The sequence below is a fragment of the Rhizobium acaciae genome, assembly GCF_025941625.1.
Classification (GTDB): domain Bacteria; phylum Pseudomonadota; class Alphaproteobacteria; order Rhizobiales; family Rhizobiaceae; genus Rhizobium; species Rhizobium acaciae.
Genome location: NZ_JAPCZO010000038.1, coordinates 21,502 through 39,476 on the forward strand (window position 1 = coordinate 21,502; position 17,975 = coordinate 39,476).

The window sequence follows — 17,975 nt, forward strand, 5'->3', positions numbered from 1 at the left end:
GTTTTCGTTCGTGCAATGTAATTAGGTAATTTCTTAAATAATGAATTGGTAGGCGATGTTCAAGTGGAGAATGCGCCCGATGGGAAGGAGTTTGTCATGAGCAGTATTTCCACTGGACGAATGATCGACAACAGCAGCGATGCGGTGAAGGGCAGAGTGGTCTGGATGCCCGCAAAGTCGATCTGGTTCACCGCCATGACCTTGATTGCCATCATTGGTGGCCCACTGACCTTCACCTGGAGCGCCTTTGCCGTCTTTATCCTCCTGACCGCCATCACGATCTGCCTTGGTCATTCGGTCGGCATGCACCGGCTGCTGATCCATCGCTCATTCAGCACTCATATCTGGATCGAGCACTTTCTCGTCTATCTCGGTACGCTGGTCGGCATGGCCGGCCCCTTCGGCATGATCTACGCCCACGACATTCGCGACTGGGCGCAACGGCAGCCAGACTGCCACGACCTCTATGCCCATCGGCGGCCTTTCTTCATCGATGCCTTCTGGCAGATGCATTGCATCGTGACGCTGGACCATCCGCCCCGCTTTATCCTTGAGGAGCGCGAGCGGCGCGACCGCTTCTATCGCTTCCTGGAGGCGACATGGATGGGGCAGCAGATTCCCTTGGGACTCGTGCTCTTTGCGCTCGGCGGACTGCCGTGGGTGGTCTGGGGTGTTGCCGTGCGGATATCGGTGTCGCTGACCGGACACTGGCTGGTCGGTCATTTCGCGCATCGAGACGGCCATCAGGGCTGGAGTGTCGATGGTGTCGCGGTGCAGGGCTATAACCTCCCGCGTTTCGGGCTGGTGACCTTTGGCGAGAGCTTCCACGGCAACCATCACGCTTTTCCGGATTCGGCGCGGCTCGGCATCGAGCCGGGGCAGCTGGATCTCGGTTGGTACTTCATCGGGCTGCTGGCAAGGCTCGGTCTGGCTTCGGCGATCAAGCTGCCACACACGATCGTGCCAAGGCGAGGGTTGAGACGGATCGACGCAACTGAAACGGCGGGCGACAGTCATCCGCCACATCACGCAGCAGGTCACGCGCAATCTCGCCCGTAAGTGCCTCCTCCTTGCCGCAACGTCTCGATTCCCTCTTCTCCCCTCGGGTCCGAAGGACGGGTCGACGTCGATCGATCAGGAGACTATCCGGGGTCACGCTCCGGGCGAAGCTCGGGAGCAAGTACGAGATCCCCCAAGAAGTTTTCGCACCAAAGTGAGACGTCGTGAGACAGCAGATGCTCCATCATCATGCTCCAGCGGTCGCGGCGCTCCTCCAGCGACATGGAAAGGCCCCGGGCGATGGCATTGGCAGTGCCTTCGACATCGTAAGGATTGACCAGCAGCGCACCCTTCAACTCGCGAGCCGCGCCGGCGAAGCGCGATAGCACCAATACGCCCGGGCGATCGGGATCCTGAGCGGCGACATATTCCTTGGCGACGAGGTTCATGCCGTCGCGCAACGGCGTGACCAGCCCGATCGTCGCCAGCCGGTAGAGACCGGCAAGCACGTTGCGGCTGATCGATCGGTTGACATAGCGGATCGGCACCCAGTCGACCGTCCCGATGGCACCGTTGACGCGGCCGGCCTGTTCGGCGACCATCTTCTGCATATGCTCGTATTCGGGAACTTCCGATCGCGATTTTGGCGTGACCTGCAGATAGGTGACCTTGTTCTGGTAGGCAGGATTGCTGGTGAGGAAGCGTTCGAACGCTTCCAGTCGCTGAATGATGCCCTTCGAATAATCGAGGCGGTCGACCCCGATGATCATGTCCCGGCCTTCAACGCTGCGCCGGGTCTTCTGTACCATGATATTGTTTGCGGCTCTCTCGGCGAACTCGGCGAAACCAGCAGTTTCGATCCCGATCGGATAGGCGCCGGCCTTGAATATCCGCCCATGGGAATCGAACAATCCATTTCCGAGGTCGTCGCCAATTCCCTCTCTTCTGAGATACCCGGCAAAGTTCTGGAGGTCGTAGTCGGTCTGGAAGCCGACGAGATCGTAATGCGAGAGCCCACGCATGATTTCCTCATGGACGGGCATCGTGACGAGAATGTCGGCCGGCGGCCAGGGAATATGCAGGAAGAAGCCGATCCGGTTTTTCAGCCCCATTTGGCGGAGTTCGGCTGCCAGCGGGATGAGGTGGTAATCATGAACCCAGATGATGTCGTCCGGCTCGATCATCGGCGCCAACCTGTGTGCGAAGAAGCGGTTGACGCGGAAATAGCCGGCCATTTCCTTCCGGCCATATTCGGCGAGGTCCAGGCGGTAATGGCAGATGGGCCAGAGAACGCGGTTTGCAAAACCGCGATAATACTCCTCGACATCGGTGTCGGTGAGATCGGTCAGCGCATAGGTGATGTTGCCCTTCTGCAACTGCGACAACGGGCCAGGTTCCCTGTCCCCGCTCGATTCTCCCGACCATCCCATCCAAATGCCGCCACGTTCCTGCAGGGCTGCCTGCAGCGCAACGGCCAGACCGCCGGCAGCGGCGCTCCCATCTTTGGCGGGCATGGGAACACGATTTGAAACGACGATAAGACGGCTCATGAGCTTCCTTTAACGAAGATGGGACATGAAAACGCTGTGTGACGAGCGTCTTGAGGCATCTCCTGAACTTGGGCAGGGACCATGCAGTGAAGGCGCCGACATCGACAGAGCCGACCCGGACGCGAGCGCCCCGGTGCAGATGCCAACAAGAACAACGAACGGAGCATTTTCCGCACAGATTTTGCTTGAATCTAGGGCGATTCCAACGAATTGAAAGAATTCATTCTACAATTTTTGATTAGAAGAACGTTCAATCCGGTTTCGCACGACGAAGCACCATGGTGCGGATGCACCAGGCCCGCCGATATCAGTTCATCATTTGCGGCCGCAATGACGATGTTGGCGGCAGTCGCGAAGTCGGCTCGTGAGATTGGTTTGTAAGGTTGGAGCCGGCGTCAGCCCCTCATCCGCCTGCCGGCAGCTTCTCCCCGTTCTGACGAGGAGAAGGGAATATGCTGTGACCTCTCCGTTCCTCAACGGCCTTTCGCAGGGCACGTCCCCTCTCCCCGTCAGAACGGGGAAGGGGTTAGGGTGAGGGGCAATCTCGATCGCTTTACTTCGCCAGCTTCGCCAGCGCCGCAACCAGGCCCTGCGTCGAGGAGTCGTGCGATGCGGCACTCTCCTTGCCTTCGACGACCGGCAGCAGGCCCGTCGCCAGTTCCTTGCCGAGCTCGACGCCCCACTGGTCGAAGGAGTTGATGCGGAAGAGCACGCCTTCGACGAAGACGCGGTGTTCGTAGAGCGCGATCAGCCGGCCGAGCGCATAAGGGGTCAGCTTGTCGTAGACGAAGGTGATCGACGGACGGTTGCCGGTAAAGACGCGGTGCGGCGCGATGAAATCGGCCTTTTTGTCGTCCATGCCCTTGTCGGTCAGCTGCTTCTTGGCTTCTGCGAAGGTGCGCCCCTTCATCAGCGCTTCCGACTGGGCGAGAACGTTGGAGATCAGCAGCTGGTGCTGGTGGCGCAGCTCCGGCTCGAAGGCATTGGCGGCAATCATGAATTCGGCCGGGATGATGCTCGTGCCCTGATGGATGAGCTGGTAGAAAGCGTGCTGGCCATTGGTGCCGGGCTCGCCCCAGACGACAGGGCCGGAATTGCCTTCGACCGGCGTGCCGTCGATGGTGACGCCCTTGCCGTTCGATTCCATGTCGAGCTGCTGCAGATAGGCCGGGAAGCGCGACAGGCGCTGGTCGTAGGGCAGGATGGCGCGCGTGGGATAGCCGAGCACGTTGCGATGGTAGAAGCCGATCAGGCCGAGCAGCATCGGCAGGTTCTCGGTAATCGGCGCCTTACGGAAATGATTGTCGACGGCATGGGCGCCGTCGAGGAACTTGCCGAAATTCTCCGGCCCGACGGCGATCATCAGCGGCAGGCCGATCGCCGACCAGATCGAGTAACGGCCGCCGACCCAGTCCCAGAAGCCGAACACGCGGGCGCGGTCGATGCCGAAGGCGGCGACCTTGTCGAGCGCCGTCGAGACGGCGGCGAAATGGTGCTGCACGGCCGCTTCGCCGAGCGCCTTGGCGATGAAGTTGCGCGCCGTCTGCGCATTGGTCATCGTCTCGACGGTGGTGAAGGTCTTCGAGGCGACGATGAACAGCGTCGTTTCCGGCTGAACCAGCTTCAGGATATCGGCGATATGGGCGCCGTCGATGTTGGAGACGAAATGCGCGCGCGGGCCGTCATGGAAGGGGCCAAGCGCCAGCGTTGCCATGACCGGCCCGAGATCCGAGCCGCCGATGCCGATATTGACGACATCGGTGATCGCCTTGCCGGTCGCACCCTTCAGCGTGCCGGAGCGGACGTCGTCGGCAAACTTGCCCATGGCGGCAAGCACCGCATTGACGTCGGGCATGACGTCCTTGCCGTCGACCAGCACCGGCGTGTTGGAGCGGTTGCGCAGCGCGGTGTGCAGAACGGCGCGATCCTCGGTGAAATTGATCGCCTTGCCGGAGAACATTTCCTCGCGCTTCGTCTCGACGCCGCCTTCTTCGGCGAGCTGCACCAACAGCTTGAGGATGTCGTCATTCACCGCCGTCTTGGAAAAATCCATCAGCAAGTCGTCAAGCGCGACGGAAAAGCGCGAAAAGCGCTGCGAATCGGCGGCGAAGGCGGCACGAATATCGGTTGCCTTGGTGGCATCAGCGGTGCTTTTCAGCTGTTCGACGATGGCGTTCATGGGAGACTCCTTTGGAGGCGGAAAGAGTTGCGGAAACTATTCGCTTTCTCACCCGCAAATCAAGTTCAGCCATGGCTCGAAATAAAAAAACCACCCGCTGCAAGCGCCAGCCACTTGCTTAAATGTGGAATACGTTCTGTCGCAAATATCTGTTTACAGGAAAGTTCAGCGCTGGCGGCTTGTCGCGGAAGTTAGAGAAATTGTGGGACAAGCAAAGTGCGAACAAGCTTCATGTCCCTTGCTCAAAGCGCGTCAGTCAAAAAAGGTAGCCGCAGGGATATCTATCTTGACCGATCCATCGGCTCAGCGTAAACATAGCCATATGGATACCTATGAAGTGAACTTCCCGAAGATTTTCGGGGCTTTGTCCGACCCGACCCGACTCGCAGTCGTCGATAAGCTCTTGGATGGACCTGCCTCGGTGACCGATCTGTCGCGGCCGTTCGATATGGCAGGCCCCTCGTTCCTGAAGCACCTCCGCGTCCTCGAAGACGCAGGCATCGTTGTGTCAAACAAGTCCGGGCGGGTCAGAACGGTCAGCCTCGTTCCAGACTCGCTGATGCGGGTGGAGCATTGGGTCCGCCAACACCGAGCCCGACTTGAGGATCGTTTCGACAGGCTTGGCAACTTCCTAAATCAGGAGCAGTAAAGTGACAAAAACGGAACAAGAGCACAGATCGATTACCATCGAGCGCGTCTTTTCCAATTGCGTGGATCACGTCTGGGCGGCGTGGGCGATCCCCGAAAAGAAGAAAGCATGGTTCGGTGAGGGACTGGCGGAATTCGACTTTCGCGAGGGAGGATCTGAGCGCAGTAGCTTCGTCACGGACATGGGAACCCATACCAACCAGACGCACTATTTCGAGATCAAGGAACGCAAGAGGATCGTGTTCGCCTATTCGATGGCGGTCGATAGTCGTATCCATACGGTGTCGCTGGCGACCGTCCTGTTCTCCGAACACGGCGGCGGGACGAAGCTGACTTATGTGGAGCAGTTATGCGTCATCCCGCCGAGTGACGGGGCTGAAGGGCGGGAACACGGCTGGAAAGCGCTGCTGGATGGGCTGGAGAGTTATTTAGCCGGTGATATCCAAGAGAAGGCGTAGCAAACACCCAATCAAAGCGAACAGTTCGCGACTGGATTTTGCGACATCGCGAAAACAAGCATTCCGCGACTGGTGAGTGTGTAGAATGCTTCACGACAATTTTCCCACAAGATAAACCACCCGAAACGTTCATGTCACAACGGGATTCGGCATAGGGGCTGGGCGGCAAGCGGATGGCCGTCAAATTCAGCCGCGCAGGTCCTTGCGCAGGATCTTACCAACAGGCGACTTCGGCAGCTCGGTGCGGAATTCGATGAAGCGCGGGCGTTTGTAGTTGGTGAGGTTGGCGATGCAATGGGCTTTCACCTCGGCTTCCGTCAGGTTCGGATCCTTCCTGACGACGAAGAGCTTTACCGCCTCGCCCGAATGTCCGTCCGGCACGCCGATCGCCGCAGCCTCGAGGATGCCGGCATGCATGGCGGCGACTTCCTCGATCTCGTTCGGATAGACGTTGAAGCCGGAGACCAGGATCATGTCCTTCTTGCGGTCGACGATCTTGGTATAGCCGCGTTCGTCCATGAAGCCCATGTCGCCCGAGCGGAAGTAGCCGTCGTCGGTCATCACCCGCGCCGTCTCTTCCGGCTTCTGCCAGTAGCCGGCCATCACCTGCGGCCCGCGGATGCAGATCTCGCCGACCTGGCCTGATGGCAGCGAATTGCCCTCCTCGTCGCGGATATCGAGGTCGGTGGAGGGAAGCGGCAGGCCGATCGTGCCGGTGAACTCAGGCGAATCGAAGCGGTTGGCGGTGGCGACAGGCGATGTCTCGGAAAGGCCGTAGCCTTCCGTCACCGCCGTGCCCGTCATCTTCAGCCAGCGTTCGGCGACCGGGCGCTGAACGGCCATGCCGCCGCCGAGCGACATGATCAGCGAGGAGAAATCGAGCTTGGCGAAATCGGCATTGTTCATCAGCGCGTTGAACAGCGTGTTGAGGCCGGGAAAGATATGCACCTTCGATTTTTCGAATTCCTTGACGAGACCGGGAATGTCGCGCGGATTGGCGATCAGGATATTGTGGGCTCCATGCGACATGCCCATCAGCGAATTCACCGTCAGCGCGAAGATGTGGTAGAGCGGCAGGGCGCAGAGGAAATTCAGCACCTCCGGCTCTTTCTTGCGCTCGAAGGCCGATCGCAGCCAGAGCGACAGCTGCAGCTTGTTGGCGAGCAGGTTTTCATGCGTCAGCACCGCGCCTTTGGCGACGCCCGTCGTGCCGCCGGTATATTGCAGGAAGGCGATATCGCCGCCTGTTAGCGTCACCGGCTGGAGCTCTTTTCCCGCACCTTCGCGCAGCACCTGGCCGAAGCTCTTGTGCTGAGGGATCGACCAGGAAGGAACGAGCTTCTTCACCTTGCGCACGACGAAATTGACGATCAGCCCCTTCGGCCCCAGCATTTCCCCGAGCGAGGTGACGACGACATGGCGCAGGTCTGTTTTGTTCAGCACCTGCTCCACCGTGCGGGCGAAATTCTCCAGCACGAAGATCGCCTTGGCGCCGGAATCCTTCAACTGGTGTTCGAGCTCGCGCGGCGTATAGAGCGGGTTGACGTTCACCACCACGAGGCCGGCGCGCAGGATGGCATAGGTGGCAATCGGGTTCTGCAGCACGTTCGGCATCATCACGGCGACGCGGTCGCCCTTTTGAAGGCCGGTGCTTTGCAGCCAGGCGGCGAGTTTGCGCGTCTGGCTCTCCAGCTCGCGGTAGCGCATCGCCTTGCCCATGCTGGAAAAGGCGGTCCGGTCGGCGTAACGGGCGCAGGATTTTTCGAGCAGTTCGGCAAGCGAGGCATATTCCAGCGGCGGAATCTCTGCCGGAACGATATCGGGATAGGCGGCAAGCCAGGGCTTGTCGGACTTGGCTCCGTTCGGATGGACGGAAATGCTGTTCATCTTTGTCCTCTCTCCCTTGCTGCCGCCGCCAGCGCCGAGCCGGCAATCGACTGGCCCGCGATTGACTGGAAGAGTCCTCCATCTTCCAGTCCGGCAGCTTATGCCATTGCCTGAACGGTTCAAGCCGAATGAAGCTATACTAACCTTGACGTAAACGTCAACATTTGGGCGTCCCGCGATCTTGGGAAGAGTGGGGAACTTTGAGTCCGCCATGGCGTTGATCCTGCACACCCATCATGAGGAACACCAAAAAGGAGGTGCACAATGTTGAACCAGGATACTGACGCCACCCGCCGTGACCCGAACGTCAAGGACACGCATTCGCTGATCGCCAGCGACCGCGTCGAGGGCACCCGCGTTTATGGCGCCGATGGCAGGCATATCGGCTCGATCGAACGGTTGATCCTCGGAAAGCGCGACGGTCGCGTTGCCTATGCCGTGCTGAGCTTCGGCGGCTTCCTGGGCATCGGTCACGATCACTATCCGCTTCCCTGGGAAAAGCTGAACTACGACACCCAGCTGGATGGCTATCGCATCGACCTGACCAAGGAGCAGATCGAAGGCGCCCCGAGCTATTCGGACGATGACGACACCTGGTACAACGACAATGGCCGCCGGGTCTATGATTACTACGGCGTGCCGCCCTACTGGATGTAACGTCGTCCGATAGTCGAGCTGGAAGGGCCCCGCGGATGCGGGGCCTTTTTGGTGTTTGGCGATGAACTTCGCTCTTACCCGAGGTCATTGGGCACTCGATCCGGCAGATGCTTGTTCACCCTCATTCCTGTGCTTGTCACAGGAATCCAGTGCGTCCAAGTCCTTGGGCGCGGAAGACTTTTTCGCTTGAGGTATCGGCTCAATTCACCGCGCGGACGCGCGGTGGCTGGATTCCTGTGACGAGCACAGGAATGAGGGAGGTAGAGGACACGGCGGCTCGACCTTTTTCAACCGGGAAGCCGAAGCAGCCCGGATGCGGGACCTCTTTAGTCCCCCGCGACGAGATCATTGGCCGATCGCAATACGTTGCCGACGACAATGTCATCGGCAACGATCGTCCTTGCCGTCCTCACCGCAAACAAATGGCTCTCGCCCGGCAGCAGCGTCACCAGCATCGTGTCGACGACGGCACCCGGATCCAGTCGATCCGCCATCAGGCAGAGATCCTTGAGGAAGTTTTGCGCCGTCACCTTGACCTCGTACCCGCCGTCGATCCCGACGACATCGATAGTGAGCTGCGGGGCCTGAAGGTTGAGCTCGATATCCTCGACGAAATAATGGAAGGCCCGCCTGTCCAGCATCTGCACGACGATGACCTCGTCCTTCGGTAAGTCGGGGGTGACGATCTCCTCGGGCAGCGGAAACTCCTTTGCCTCGAAGCGGTCGCAGAGCAGGCGCCAGAATTCGAATTCGGCAAGCACGGTGCCGTCGAGCGTCATGCGTTTGCCGCTGATCTTCGCCCGCCAGAACAGCGTTCGTTCATTGACGGCCACCGCGGCAAGCCCGCCGCCGCGCGGCTGGATCGTCAGCAGGCGCGGATCATAGGCCGCCTTCAGGGCATACCAGAGCGGCTTGCGGCGCCCGGCCGAATCGAGAGCGGCCCAGGAGGTCACCGGCCAGCAATCGTTGAACTGCCAGACGACAGCGCCCTTGCAGATATCCCGATGCGAGCGCATGTGCTCGACGCCGAAGCGGATGGCACGGGCCTGGTTGAGCTGGGTGGCGAAGTGCCAGTCGTCCATTGTGCTCGGCTCCGGCAGATGGCCGGACAGGCCACGGATCAGCTTGTCGTTGCCCTCCGTTGCCTTCTGGTGGTGAAAGACGCCGTTCGATTGCGGCGTCAGCGGCGCGTCGTGCACGCTTTCTTCGATCGTCGCCCAGGCCGCCGGCGCCTGCCAGCCGAATTCGGAGCAGAAGCGCGGGATGTAGTTGCGGTAGACCTCGTAGCCGACATCGTTCCACACATCCCAGATATGTTTACAGCCATGGCCGTCGGCATTGGGTTCGATCTCCATTGAGCCGGAATAAGGGCTGCCGGGATAATAGGGCCGGTCCGGATCGAGTTCGGCTGAGAGTTTCGGCAGCAGGTCGAGATAGTAGCCGAGCCCCCAGCTTTCGCCCGCCTTGATGATCGGCCGCCAGCCCCATTCGTCGAAGCCCCAGATGTTCTCGTTATTGCCGTTCCAGAGGACCAGCGAAGCATGCGGCATCAGCCGCACGACATTGTCGCGCACCTCCGCCTCGACCTCGCTTCTGAGCGGCTCTTCCTCCGGATAGGCGGCGCAGGCAAAGAGGAAATCCTGCCAGACCAGCATGCCCATGCGGTCGCAGGCCCCATAGAACTCGTCGGCCTCGAAGATGCCGCCGCCCCAGACGCGCAGCAAATGAATATTGGCGGCCTTTGCCTCCTCGATCCGCGCGGCATAACGCTCGGCCGTCACCCGTGGGGGAAAACAATCGTCCGGTATCCAGTTCGCCCCGCAGATGAAGAGCGGCACGTCGTTGATGACGAAGGTGAAGGCCGAGCCGTGTTCGTCGGCCGAAGTATCGAGCCGCAGCGAGCGGAAACCGAGTTCACGCTGATAGCTGTCGAGCAGATCGTTGCTGGCCTCGTCGACCAGCCTCAGCGTCATTGGATAGAGCGGCTGCGCGCCGAGATGGTGAGGCCACCAGAGCTGCGGCGAGCGGAGGGCAAGCTCGAAGGAGATCTCGTCTTCGTCAGGCCCAATCGCCACCGTCTTGATCACCCCGCCGATTTCGGCGATGAGCTTGCACGGCGCCTTATCACCATGCTGCGCCAGCTTGGCATGGACCTTCACCAGCCCGTCGCCGCCGGCAAGTGTTGCCGAAACCCGCGTTTCGGCAAGCCGCGCCCGATCCCAGCTTTCCAGCCGAACCGGCTTCCAGAGGCCTGCCGTCACCAGCGTCGGCCCCCAGTCCCAGCCGAAATTGCAGGCCATCTTGCGCATCAGATTGCCCGGTCCCGGATAGTTGTTGGGACGGTAGCCGTAGTGTTTTTCCATCTCCGCGCCATAGGCGTAGGCGGAGCGGAAGGTGATCGTGAGTTCGTTCGCGCCGGATTTCAGCAGTCCGGAAACATCGAAACGATAGCTGCGGTGCATGTTGAAGGTGCGGCCGATCTCTTCGCCGTTGAGGGATATCACCGCGATCGTATCGAGCCCGTCGAAGACCAGTTCCTGCACCCTGGCATCGTCAGGCATCGCCTCGAAGCTGCAGCGGTAGGTCCAGTCGGTCTTGCCGACCCAGTCGTTGGTGATTTCGTTGACGTCGATATAGGGATCGGGGATCAGCCGGTTGGCGAGAAGGTCGAGATGCACGCAGCCCGGCACCGTCGCGGGGATCGCAGCCGGCAGGCCGGGTCTGGCTGTATCGTTGCAGGAGAGCGTCCAGCCGGAATTGAGCGCAGTCTTTTCGATCATGGCGGGCTCCTGATGCATGCCGCTTGAAGCTGTGGGATTATCGGTGGTTTGGACCGTATCGGTGGTTCGGCGTCAGATGCCTCAGAGAAACCGGCCGTGGCGCTGCAGCACCTCGATCTTGTATCCGTCGGGATCGCTGATGAAGAAGAACAGGCCGAAGAGCTTGCCGTCGCGGTTGAGCTCCACCAGTTCACCGGGCTTCAGCCCAAGCTTCGACAGCCGCTCGCGCTCGACCGCCACCTCTTCGACGGAGACGGCGAGATGGCCGTAGGCATTGCCGAGGTCATAGGGCGCGGTTCGGCCCTTGTTGACGGTCAGTTCCAGCTCGAAGCCGGTCTCGGCATTGCTCATATAGATCAGCGTGAAGGTTTCGAAATCGACGCGGTCGGCGACCGAAAGGCCGAATGCCCTCTCGTAGAATTCGACGGAGCGCGCCTCATCGAGAACGCGGATCATGGAGTGGATCATCTTCGCCAAGTCTGCCTCCCAATGTGCCGATCACTGCGATCTTGGTACCCGTCCTCTTACGCCGGGCGCAAGCCGATTCTTCGGGTGATCGCCGCTTCGACGAGGCCCATGGCATCATAGATCAGCACCGCCATCAGGCCGACGATCAGGCCGCCCTGCAGGATGAAGGCGGTATTGTCGGAGATCAGCCCGGCGATGATGACCTCGCCGAGGCCCTTGGCCGCAACCGTCGAGCCGATCGTCGCCGTGCCGATATTGATCACGGTGGCGACCTTCAGCCCCTCGAGGATCAGCGGCAGGGCAAGCGGCAGCTCGACGCGAAACAGCCGCTGCGTGCCGTTCATGCCCATGCCGTCGGCGGCATCGAGAACCTGCGGCGAAACCTGCTTCAAGCCGGCAACGGTGTTTTCGAAGATCGGCAGCAGGCCGTAGAGAAAGAGCGCGATCAGCGTCGGCATGGCGCCGAAACCGGTGGCGGGAACGGCGAGCGCCAGCACCGCGACCGGCGGAAAGGTCTGCCCCGCATTGGCGATGGCGCGCGACAGCGGCAGGAAGTCAGCCCCGCTTTCCCGCGTCACGAAGATGCCGCCGATAACGGCGAGCACGGCGCTGCAGACGATCGAGCCGATCACCAGCTGCAGATGGCCGGCGGCCAGCGAAGCAAGGCTGTTTTGCGTATAGACGGCAGGCGCATTGTTGCTGGTCAGCGGCGTGAGCATGAAGGAAAGCCACTCCGTCCTGAACAGCAGGATGAGCAGCAAAGCCAGCGCCGCCAGGCGGAAGAGATTGGCAACGACGAGCTTCATGCCTTGCGGCCCAGTTCAAGCAGCCGCGTCATTGAGATCGATCCCACAGGCGCTTTCTCGCCGTCCTGCACCGCCGCCTCGTCGACCCCCTGCCAGATCATTTCGGCCAGTGCATCGCGCAGACTCAGCGATTGCGGCAAGGCATAGGCAAGACCGGTCTTGGCCGGCTCCATGCTCTCCTTTAGCGGCAGCAGCGACATCAGTTTCAGCGCCCGGTCGGAGGTGCCGGTCAATTGCTGCACGAAGGGATCGGCGGGATCGGTGAGGATCTTTTCCGGCGTCGAGCATTGCAGCAATCTGCCCTCGCTCATCACCGCGATCTGGTTGCCGAGATGGAAGGCCTCGTCCATGTCGTGGGTGACGAGAATGACCGTCGTGCCGAACTGCTTCTGGATCGCCAAGAGGTCGTCCTGCGCCTTGCCGCGGATGACCGGATCGAGCGCGCCGAAGGGTTCGTCCATCAACAGCAGCTCCGGTTCGGCCGCCAGCGCCCTGGCGACGCCGACGCGCTGCTGCTGGCCGCCGGAAAGCTGTTGCGGATATTTGTCGGCAAATGTCGCCGGATCGAGGTTGAAGAGCCCGAGCAGTTCCTCGACCCGTTTGGCGATGCGGGCGGAATCCCAATCGAGAAGCTGCGGCACGGTGGCGATATTCTGCGCCACGGTGCGGTGCGGAAACAGGCCGTGTCCCTGGATCGCATAGCCGATCTTGCGGCGAAGCTCGGTCACCGGAACGTCCATCACATTCTGCCCGCCGACGAAGATCTCGCCTTCGGTGATCGGCACCAGCCGGTTGATCATCCGCATCAGCGTCGATTTGCCGGAGCCAGACGTGCCGACGATGACGGTGATCTCGCCCTTCTCGACACTCATCGAGACGTCGTCGACGACGGTGGCCGTGCCGTAGCGCTTGGTGACGTTCCTGATCTCGATCATGGTCATGCGGCAGATCCCCGGATGCTTTCGATGACCGCATCGAGGATGACGGCCGATGAGAAGGCGAAGAAGACGGTCGGCACGGCGCCGAGCAGGACGAGGTCCATGGCCGTCTGGCCGAGCCCCTGGAAGATGAAGATGCCGAAGCCGCCGCCGCCGATCAATGCGGCGATCGTCACCATGCCGATCGCCTGCACCAGCACGATACGGATGCCGGTGAGGATGACGGGAAAGGCGAGTGGCATGTCGATTCCAACAAGGATTTGTAAGCGTGTCAGCCCCATGCCGGCCGCAGCGTCCCGCACCGAGGGGTCGACGCCCTGCAGGCCGACGACGGTGTTGGCGACGATCGGCAGCAGCGAATAGAGCACGAGTGCAATCAAGGCAGGCGCAGTGCCGATGCCGCGAATGCCGATCGCGGCGGCGAGCGGCACATGGGTGGCGAGATAGCCGAGCGGCAGCATCAACAGGCCGAAGAGTGCCAGGCTCGGGATCGTCTGGATGAGGCTGAGGCCCTGCAGCACGATGGCGCGCAGCTTCGGCACCCAGAAGCAGAGGATGCCGAGCGGCAGGCCGAGAATAATGGCGATGGCAAGCGAGCCGAACGCCAGGAGCAGATGCGAGATCGCTTCGGTTTCGAATTGCGGGGCCCGCGTCGAGAATTCCTTCATGATCGAAAGGCTGTCGAGCAGGCCGGAGGAGAGCGAGATGAAGAGCAGCGCCGTATAGGCTGCAAGGGCTGCAATCCGCATCCAGGGTGCCAGGCGGATCTTCACCAGCGCATCGGATATGACGAGGCCGATCACGGCAAACAGCACCCAGAAGCCGCCGCCGGGCGTCATGCGCGCCACTGTGCTGCCGGGGGGCGTTGCCGCGGCCGAGACGAGACCGATCGCAACGATCAACGCCGCAAGGCAGAGTGTGGCGATGGCAAGCCGCGCGATCGCATGGCGTAGGAACAGCGTGGCGAAGGCGGTGAGAAGGAGAAGCACGGTCAGGATGACGACGGAAGGCTGGGGAAGAAGCTGCATCAGCAGCATCGGCTTGCCGGCGGCGATGCGGTTTGCCTTCACGTAGATGAAGGGCATCAGTGCCGTCGCCGCGATGCCGCCGGCCACCAGAACCACGCCGAGCCGGTCCAGCCTGCGGACCGCTAAGGTTTCTGCCATGAATCCCAATCCTGTCTGGCCAACCCTGTCAGGAAAGCCAATCCTGTCAGGAAAGAATGCTCCGCCCGTAATCGGGCGGAGCGGGCAATGACTACTTCAGGAAGCCTTTTTCCTTGAGATAGGCTTCGGCGACCGACTTTGCCGGCTCGCCGTCGACCTGGATCTTGGCGTTGAGCTTGCGCAACTCGTCGGCAGTCAGGCTCTTGAAGATCGGCGAGAGCACTTCCTCGATCTTCGGATTGGCCTTCAACACCTCTTCGCGGATGATCGGCGTCGGGGCATAGACCTGCTGCACGTTCTTGTCGTCTTCGAGAACGGTCAGTTCGGCCGCTTCGATGGCGCCGTCGGTGCCGTAGACCATGGCGGTGTTGACGCCGTTCGTCTGGTCGGCGGCTGCCTTGATCGTTGCCGCCGTGTCGCCGCCGGAAAGAACGACCATCTGGTCGGGCTTCAGCTGGAAGCCGTAGGTCGTCTGGAAGGCGGGAAGCGCGCCGGCCGAATTGACGAATTCGGCGGAGGCGGCAAGCTTGGCGGCACCGCCGCCGGCAACCCATTTTCCGAAGTCCGTGAGGCTCTTCAGCTTGTTCGGCCCGGCGACGTCGCTGCGCACGGCGAGCGCCCAGGTGTTGTTGGCAGGCGACGGCGTCAGCCAGACGATCTTGTTGGCATCGTAATCGAGCTTCTTCGCCAGCTCATAACCCTGGTCGATGTTCTTCCAGGCGGCGTCATCGGCCTTGTTGAAGAAGAAGCCGGCATTGCCGGTATATTCCGGATAGATGTCGATTTCGCCGGCGGTGATCGCCTTGCGCACGACCGGTGTTGCGCCAAGCGCGATGCGGTCCTGCGTCTTGATGCCGTTCGCTTCGAGAGCGAGCGCAATGACGTTGCCGAGCAGCGTGCCTTCCGTGTCGATCTTCGACGAGACGACGACGTCAGCGGCATGGGCCGCACCCACCGCGAAGGCGGAGAGCGAAACGGCAAGTGCGAGTTTCTTCAGCATGGAATATCCCCTTGTTAAACACCGTTGAATGAGGCTCAAACCCCTGGCGGGAGGCCTGCGCATAGGAAATCTGCCGGCGAAGGCGACCAAGTCGCCATCATGCCGGAATTGCGTGCGTCATGGAAATAGCGTTCATGCCCGAAAAATCGATGCAAGCCCCCTCCAGTATTTGCGGTCGCGCTACGATTATGGCGGCGAATGCACCTCCGCGCGCGGAAACGCATTCCCTTTTCCAAGGCCGGCGCGATTTGTTTTTGTCCCCTTGCGTGTTTCCACGATATTCCCAGGCTCTGTTGCGGATTCCCGCCGCCCGGATTTTCTATGATCGAACGATAGCCCGGCTCTCCGGAGGCAGGGATATCTTTTTTCATGAACACATCATATCGTCCGGTTTTTCCAGCACTTTCCGGAGGTGGCCGTTTGCATCTTGGTGCCCTGTTCATCGCAAGCCATGTCCTGACCTCCGGTTCGGTCCGCGAGACCGCGCGGCGCTTTCAGCTGTCGCCCTCCACCGTCTCGACGGCAATCCATAATCTCGAGACCGAACTGGCGATGACGCTGACGGAACGCGCTTCCGGCGAGCTGGCGACGCTGATTGCGAGCGGCAGGGTGCTCGAAGGCCTGGAGCCGATCATGGCTGCGATCGGCGAACTCGGCCAATGGGCCGGTCACGACGGCGCCAGCGCTGAGATCGACGAGGCCTGGACATCCCGCATTCCCGTCAAGATCGTCACGATGGAGCGTTTTCTCGAAGTGGCCGACCAGGGCAGCATCAACCGGGCCGCCCGCCGCCTTCGCCTCGGTCAGCCGCAGCTTTCGCTTCAGCTTGCCAATCTTGAGAAATTTCTGAGGTATCGCCTGTTCGAGCGCCAGGCGCAGGGATCGGTGCTGACGGAGGAGGGCAGGCGTGCCTACCAGATCTTCATGGCGATCAGCCAGGCGTGGAACGATCTCAAATCGTCGGCCGACGAGCGTTATCGGCGCACCGCCCGGTCGCTGCGCATCGGCTCGATCATTCCGACCGGATCGGAAAGCTGGGTGGCACGCTGCCTGGGATCCCTGGTCTCCGAATGGAATGCGCGCCGCAACAACAATGCGATCTCGCTGGTGTCGATGACCGCCGACGATCTGCGCGAGGCGCTGAAGAACGGCCGCATCGATGTCGCAATCCTGGATTCGGTCTTCGGCCTCGAAAGCTTTCGGCATCGCGAATTGCTGCAGACCGATATGGTGGTGATCGCGCCGCCTGACAGTACCGAGACCAGTGTCGCCGATCTCGTCGCCGGCCACGCGATCTGCATGCCGAGCCCGCGCACCGGCCTCGGCCATGCGGCCATGGCCTTCAGCTACGAACGGGCGCCCAACCGGCGGCGGCGCGGCCAGGATATCACCGCGGCAGATTCGCTGCCGGTCATCGTCGATCTCGTCGCCAATCACGGTTACGTCTCTTTCCTCGGCCGGGTCAGCGCCATGCCGATCGCCGACAAGGTGCGCATCGTCGATCTCGACGAGCATCTGCCGATGTCCTATCACGTCGCCTTCAACCATCGCAAAGCCGCAGCAGATGCCTGCACTGTCATCATCGAGGCGGCGGCGAGAATTACGTCGGAATCCGTCGTACGAACCATAAGGCCGGCGGATGCCGGAGCCAGGGAGACTGCAGCGTGACGATCTTGCTTGAGGTATGCGTGGACAGCGCCGAGGGCCTCGCCGCCGCGATCGAAGGTGGGGCTGGGCGCATCGAGCTCTGCTCGGCGCTGGAGCTTGGCGGCCTGACGCCGCTGCCGAGCCTGATGCGGATCGCCGCCCGGGCGCCCATTCCGGTCTATGCGATGATCCGCCCTCACGCCGGCCCCTTCATCTTCGACGGGGCAGACGAGGAGGCGATGATGATCGATATCGATGCCGTGCGGACATCAGGCCTTGCTGGCGTCGTCATCGGCGCCAACCGGCCGGATGGCACGCTCGACATGCCGTTGATCCACCGTTTGAAGACGCATGCCGCCGGCCTCGGCTCGACGCTGCATCGCGCTTTCGATCTGGTGCCGGATGCCGACCAGGCGCTGGAGCAGGCGGTCGAACTCGGCTGTGAGCGCATCTTGACCTCCGGCTGCGCGCTGAAGGCCACCGACGGTCTCGACACGCTGAAGCGCATTTCGGCAGAGGCCGCCGGCCGGATCGCCATCATGCCCGGCAGCGGCATCCGCCCGGCAAATGTCGGCGAGATATTGAAGGCGACCGGCGCCCGCGAGGTCCACGGTTCCTGCAGTTCACCGGTCGAAAGCGCCGATCCGCGCGCCGTTGCTTTTGGTTTCGAGGCGAGAAGCACGAACAAGACGGATGTCGCCGTTGTCAGGCAGATGCGTAGGGCGATCGAGGCGGTGAGTTAGCGACCGCGGCTTGCCCCTCATCCGGCTGCCGCCACCTTCTGCCCGCTCG

At 61.4% G+C, this 17,975-nt stretch carries 15 protein-coding genes; 6 read left to right on the forward strand and 9 right to left on the reverse strand.

Annotation, left to right across the window (positions count from 1 at the left end):
- The first annotated feature begins 96 nt into the window (after window positions 1-96).
- Entirely contained in the window at window positions 97-1,059 is a 963-nt protein-coding gene (locus OLZ32_RS36320; protein WP_264425224.1) for an acyl-CoA desaturase, read from the forward strand.
- Between the two features lie 83 nt (window positions 1,060-1,142).
- Here OLZ32_RS36320 and otsA read toward each other — a convergent pair whose 3' ends face one another.
- Both otsA and pgi read right to left on the reverse strand, forming a co-directional pair.
- Complete coding sequence (gene otsA / locus OLZ32_RS36325) at window positions 1,143-2,549, reverse strand: alpha,alpha-trehalose-phosphate synthase (UDP-forming) (protein ID WP_003545093.1); 1,407 nt, start codon at window positions 2,547-2,549, stop codon at window positions 1,143-1,145.
- A 553-nt stretch (window positions 2,550-3,102) separates the two neighbouring features.
- Window positions 3,103-4,728 carry a glucose-6-phosphate isomerase gene (pgi, locus tag OLZ32_RS36330; RefSeq protein ID WP_264425226.1) on the reverse strand — a complete coding sequence of 542 codons (1,626 nt, stop codon included), beginning with the start codon at window positions 4,726-4,728 and terminating at the stop codon, window positions 3,103-3,105.
- A 286-nt stretch (window positions 4,729-5,014) separates the two neighbouring features.
- On the opposite strand from pgi, the gene OLZ32_RS36335 reads away from it, so the two are divergent.
- Both OLZ32_RS36335 and OLZ32_RS36340 read left to right on the forward strand, forming a co-directional pair.
- Window positions 5,015-5,377, forward strand: a complete 363-nt coding sequence (locus OLZ32_RS36335) for an ArsR/SmtB family transcription factor (protein WP_319641154.1) — start codon at window positions 5,015-5,017, stop codon at window positions 5,375-5,377.
- Window position 5,378: 1 nt separating this feature from the next.
- Window positions 5,379-5,834 carry an SRPBCC domain-containing protein gene (locus tag OLZ32_RS36340; protein WP_264425228.1) on the forward strand — a complete coding sequence of 152 codons (456 nt, stop codon included), beginning with the start codon at window positions 5,379-5,381 and terminating at the stop codon, window positions 5,832-5,834.
- A 186-nt stretch (window positions 5,835-6,020) separates the two neighbouring features.
- On the opposite strand, the gene OLZ32_RS36345 is transcribed toward OLZ32_RS36340, so the two are convergent.
- On the reverse strand, window positions 6,021-7,721 hold the full coding sequence (locus OLZ32_RS36345) for a long-chain fatty acid--CoA ligase (RefSeq protein ID WP_264425230.1): 1,701 nt from the start codon (window positions 7,719-7,721) through the stop codon (window positions 6,021-6,023).
- A 264-nt stretch (window positions 7,722-7,985) separates the two neighbouring features.
- Between OLZ32_RS36345 and OLZ32_RS36350 the strand changes: the two genes are divergently transcribed.
- Window positions 7,986-8,378: a PRC-barrel domain-containing protein gene (locus OLZ32_RS36350; RefSeq protein ID WP_264425232.1), complete on the forward strand. Its 393-nt coding sequence runs from the start codon at window positions 7,986-7,988 to the stop codon at window positions 8,376-8,378.
- A gap of 326 nt (window positions 8,379-8,704) precedes the next feature.
- Here OLZ32_RS36350 and OLZ32_RS36355 read toward each other — a convergent pair whose 3' ends face one another.
- From OLZ32_RS36355 to osmF, 6 genes are all read right to left on the reverse strand, one after another.
- Entirely contained in the window at window positions 8,705-11,158 is a 2,454-nt protein-coding gene (locus OLZ32_RS36355; protein WP_264425234.1) for a glycoside hydrolase family 2 protein, read from the reverse strand.
- A gap of 81 nt (window positions 11,159-11,239) precedes the next feature.
- Window positions 11,240-11,635: a VOC family protein gene (locus OLZ32_RS36360; RefSeq protein WP_011650298.1), complete on the reverse strand. Its 396-nt coding sequence runs from the start codon at window positions 11,633-11,635 to the stop codon at window positions 11,240-11,242.
- Between the two features lie 47 nt (window positions 11,636-11,682).
- Complete coding sequence (locus OLZ32_RS36365; protein ID WP_264425237.1) at window positions 11,683-12,432, reverse strand: ABC transporter permease; 750 nt, start codon at window positions 12,430-12,432, stop codon at window positions 11,683-11,685.
- Window positions 12,429-13,373, reverse strand: a complete 945-nt coding sequence (locus OLZ32_RS36370; protein WP_264425239.1) for an ABC transporter ATP-binding protein — start codon at window positions 13,371-13,373, stop codon at window positions 12,429-12,431. The genes OLZ32_RS36365 and OLZ32_RS36370 overlap by 4 nt, the downstream gene beginning before the upstream one ends.
- Window positions 13,370-14,536: an ABC transporter permease gene (locus OLZ32_RS36375; protein ID WP_264425241.1), complete on the reverse strand. Its 1,167-nt coding sequence runs from the start codon at window positions 14,534-14,536 to the stop codon at window positions 13,370-13,372. The genes OLZ32_RS36370 and OLZ32_RS36375 overlap by 4 nt, the downstream gene beginning before the upstream one ends.
- Before the next feature lie 91 nt (window positions 14,537-14,627).
- Window positions 14,628-15,536 carry a glycine betaine ABC transporter substrate-binding protein OsmF gene (gene osmF / locus OLZ32_RS36380; protein WP_003545119.1) on the reverse strand — a complete coding sequence of 303 codons (909 nt, stop codon included), beginning with the start codon at window positions 15,534-15,536 and terminating at the stop codon, window positions 14,628-14,630.
- A 420-nt stretch (window positions 15,537-15,956) separates the two neighbouring features.
- Between osmF and OLZ32_RS36385 the strand changes: the two genes are divergently transcribed.
- Both OLZ32_RS36385 and OLZ32_RS36390 read left to right on the forward strand, forming a co-directional pair.
- Window positions 15,957-17,204, forward strand: a complete 1,248-nt coding sequence (locus OLZ32_RS36385; protein ID WP_264425262.1) for a LysR family transcriptional regulator — start codon at window positions 15,957-15,959, stop codon at window positions 17,202-17,204.
- Window positions 17,201-17,926, forward strand: a complete 726-nt coding sequence (locus tag OLZ32_RS36390; RefSeq protein WP_017990160.1) for a copper homeostasis protein CutC — start codon at window positions 17,201-17,203, stop codon at window positions 17,924-17,926. Before OLZ32_RS36385 ends, OLZ32_RS36390 begins: the two co-directional genes overlap by 4 nt.
- The last annotated feature ends 49 nt before the right edge of the window (window positions 17,927-17,975 follow it).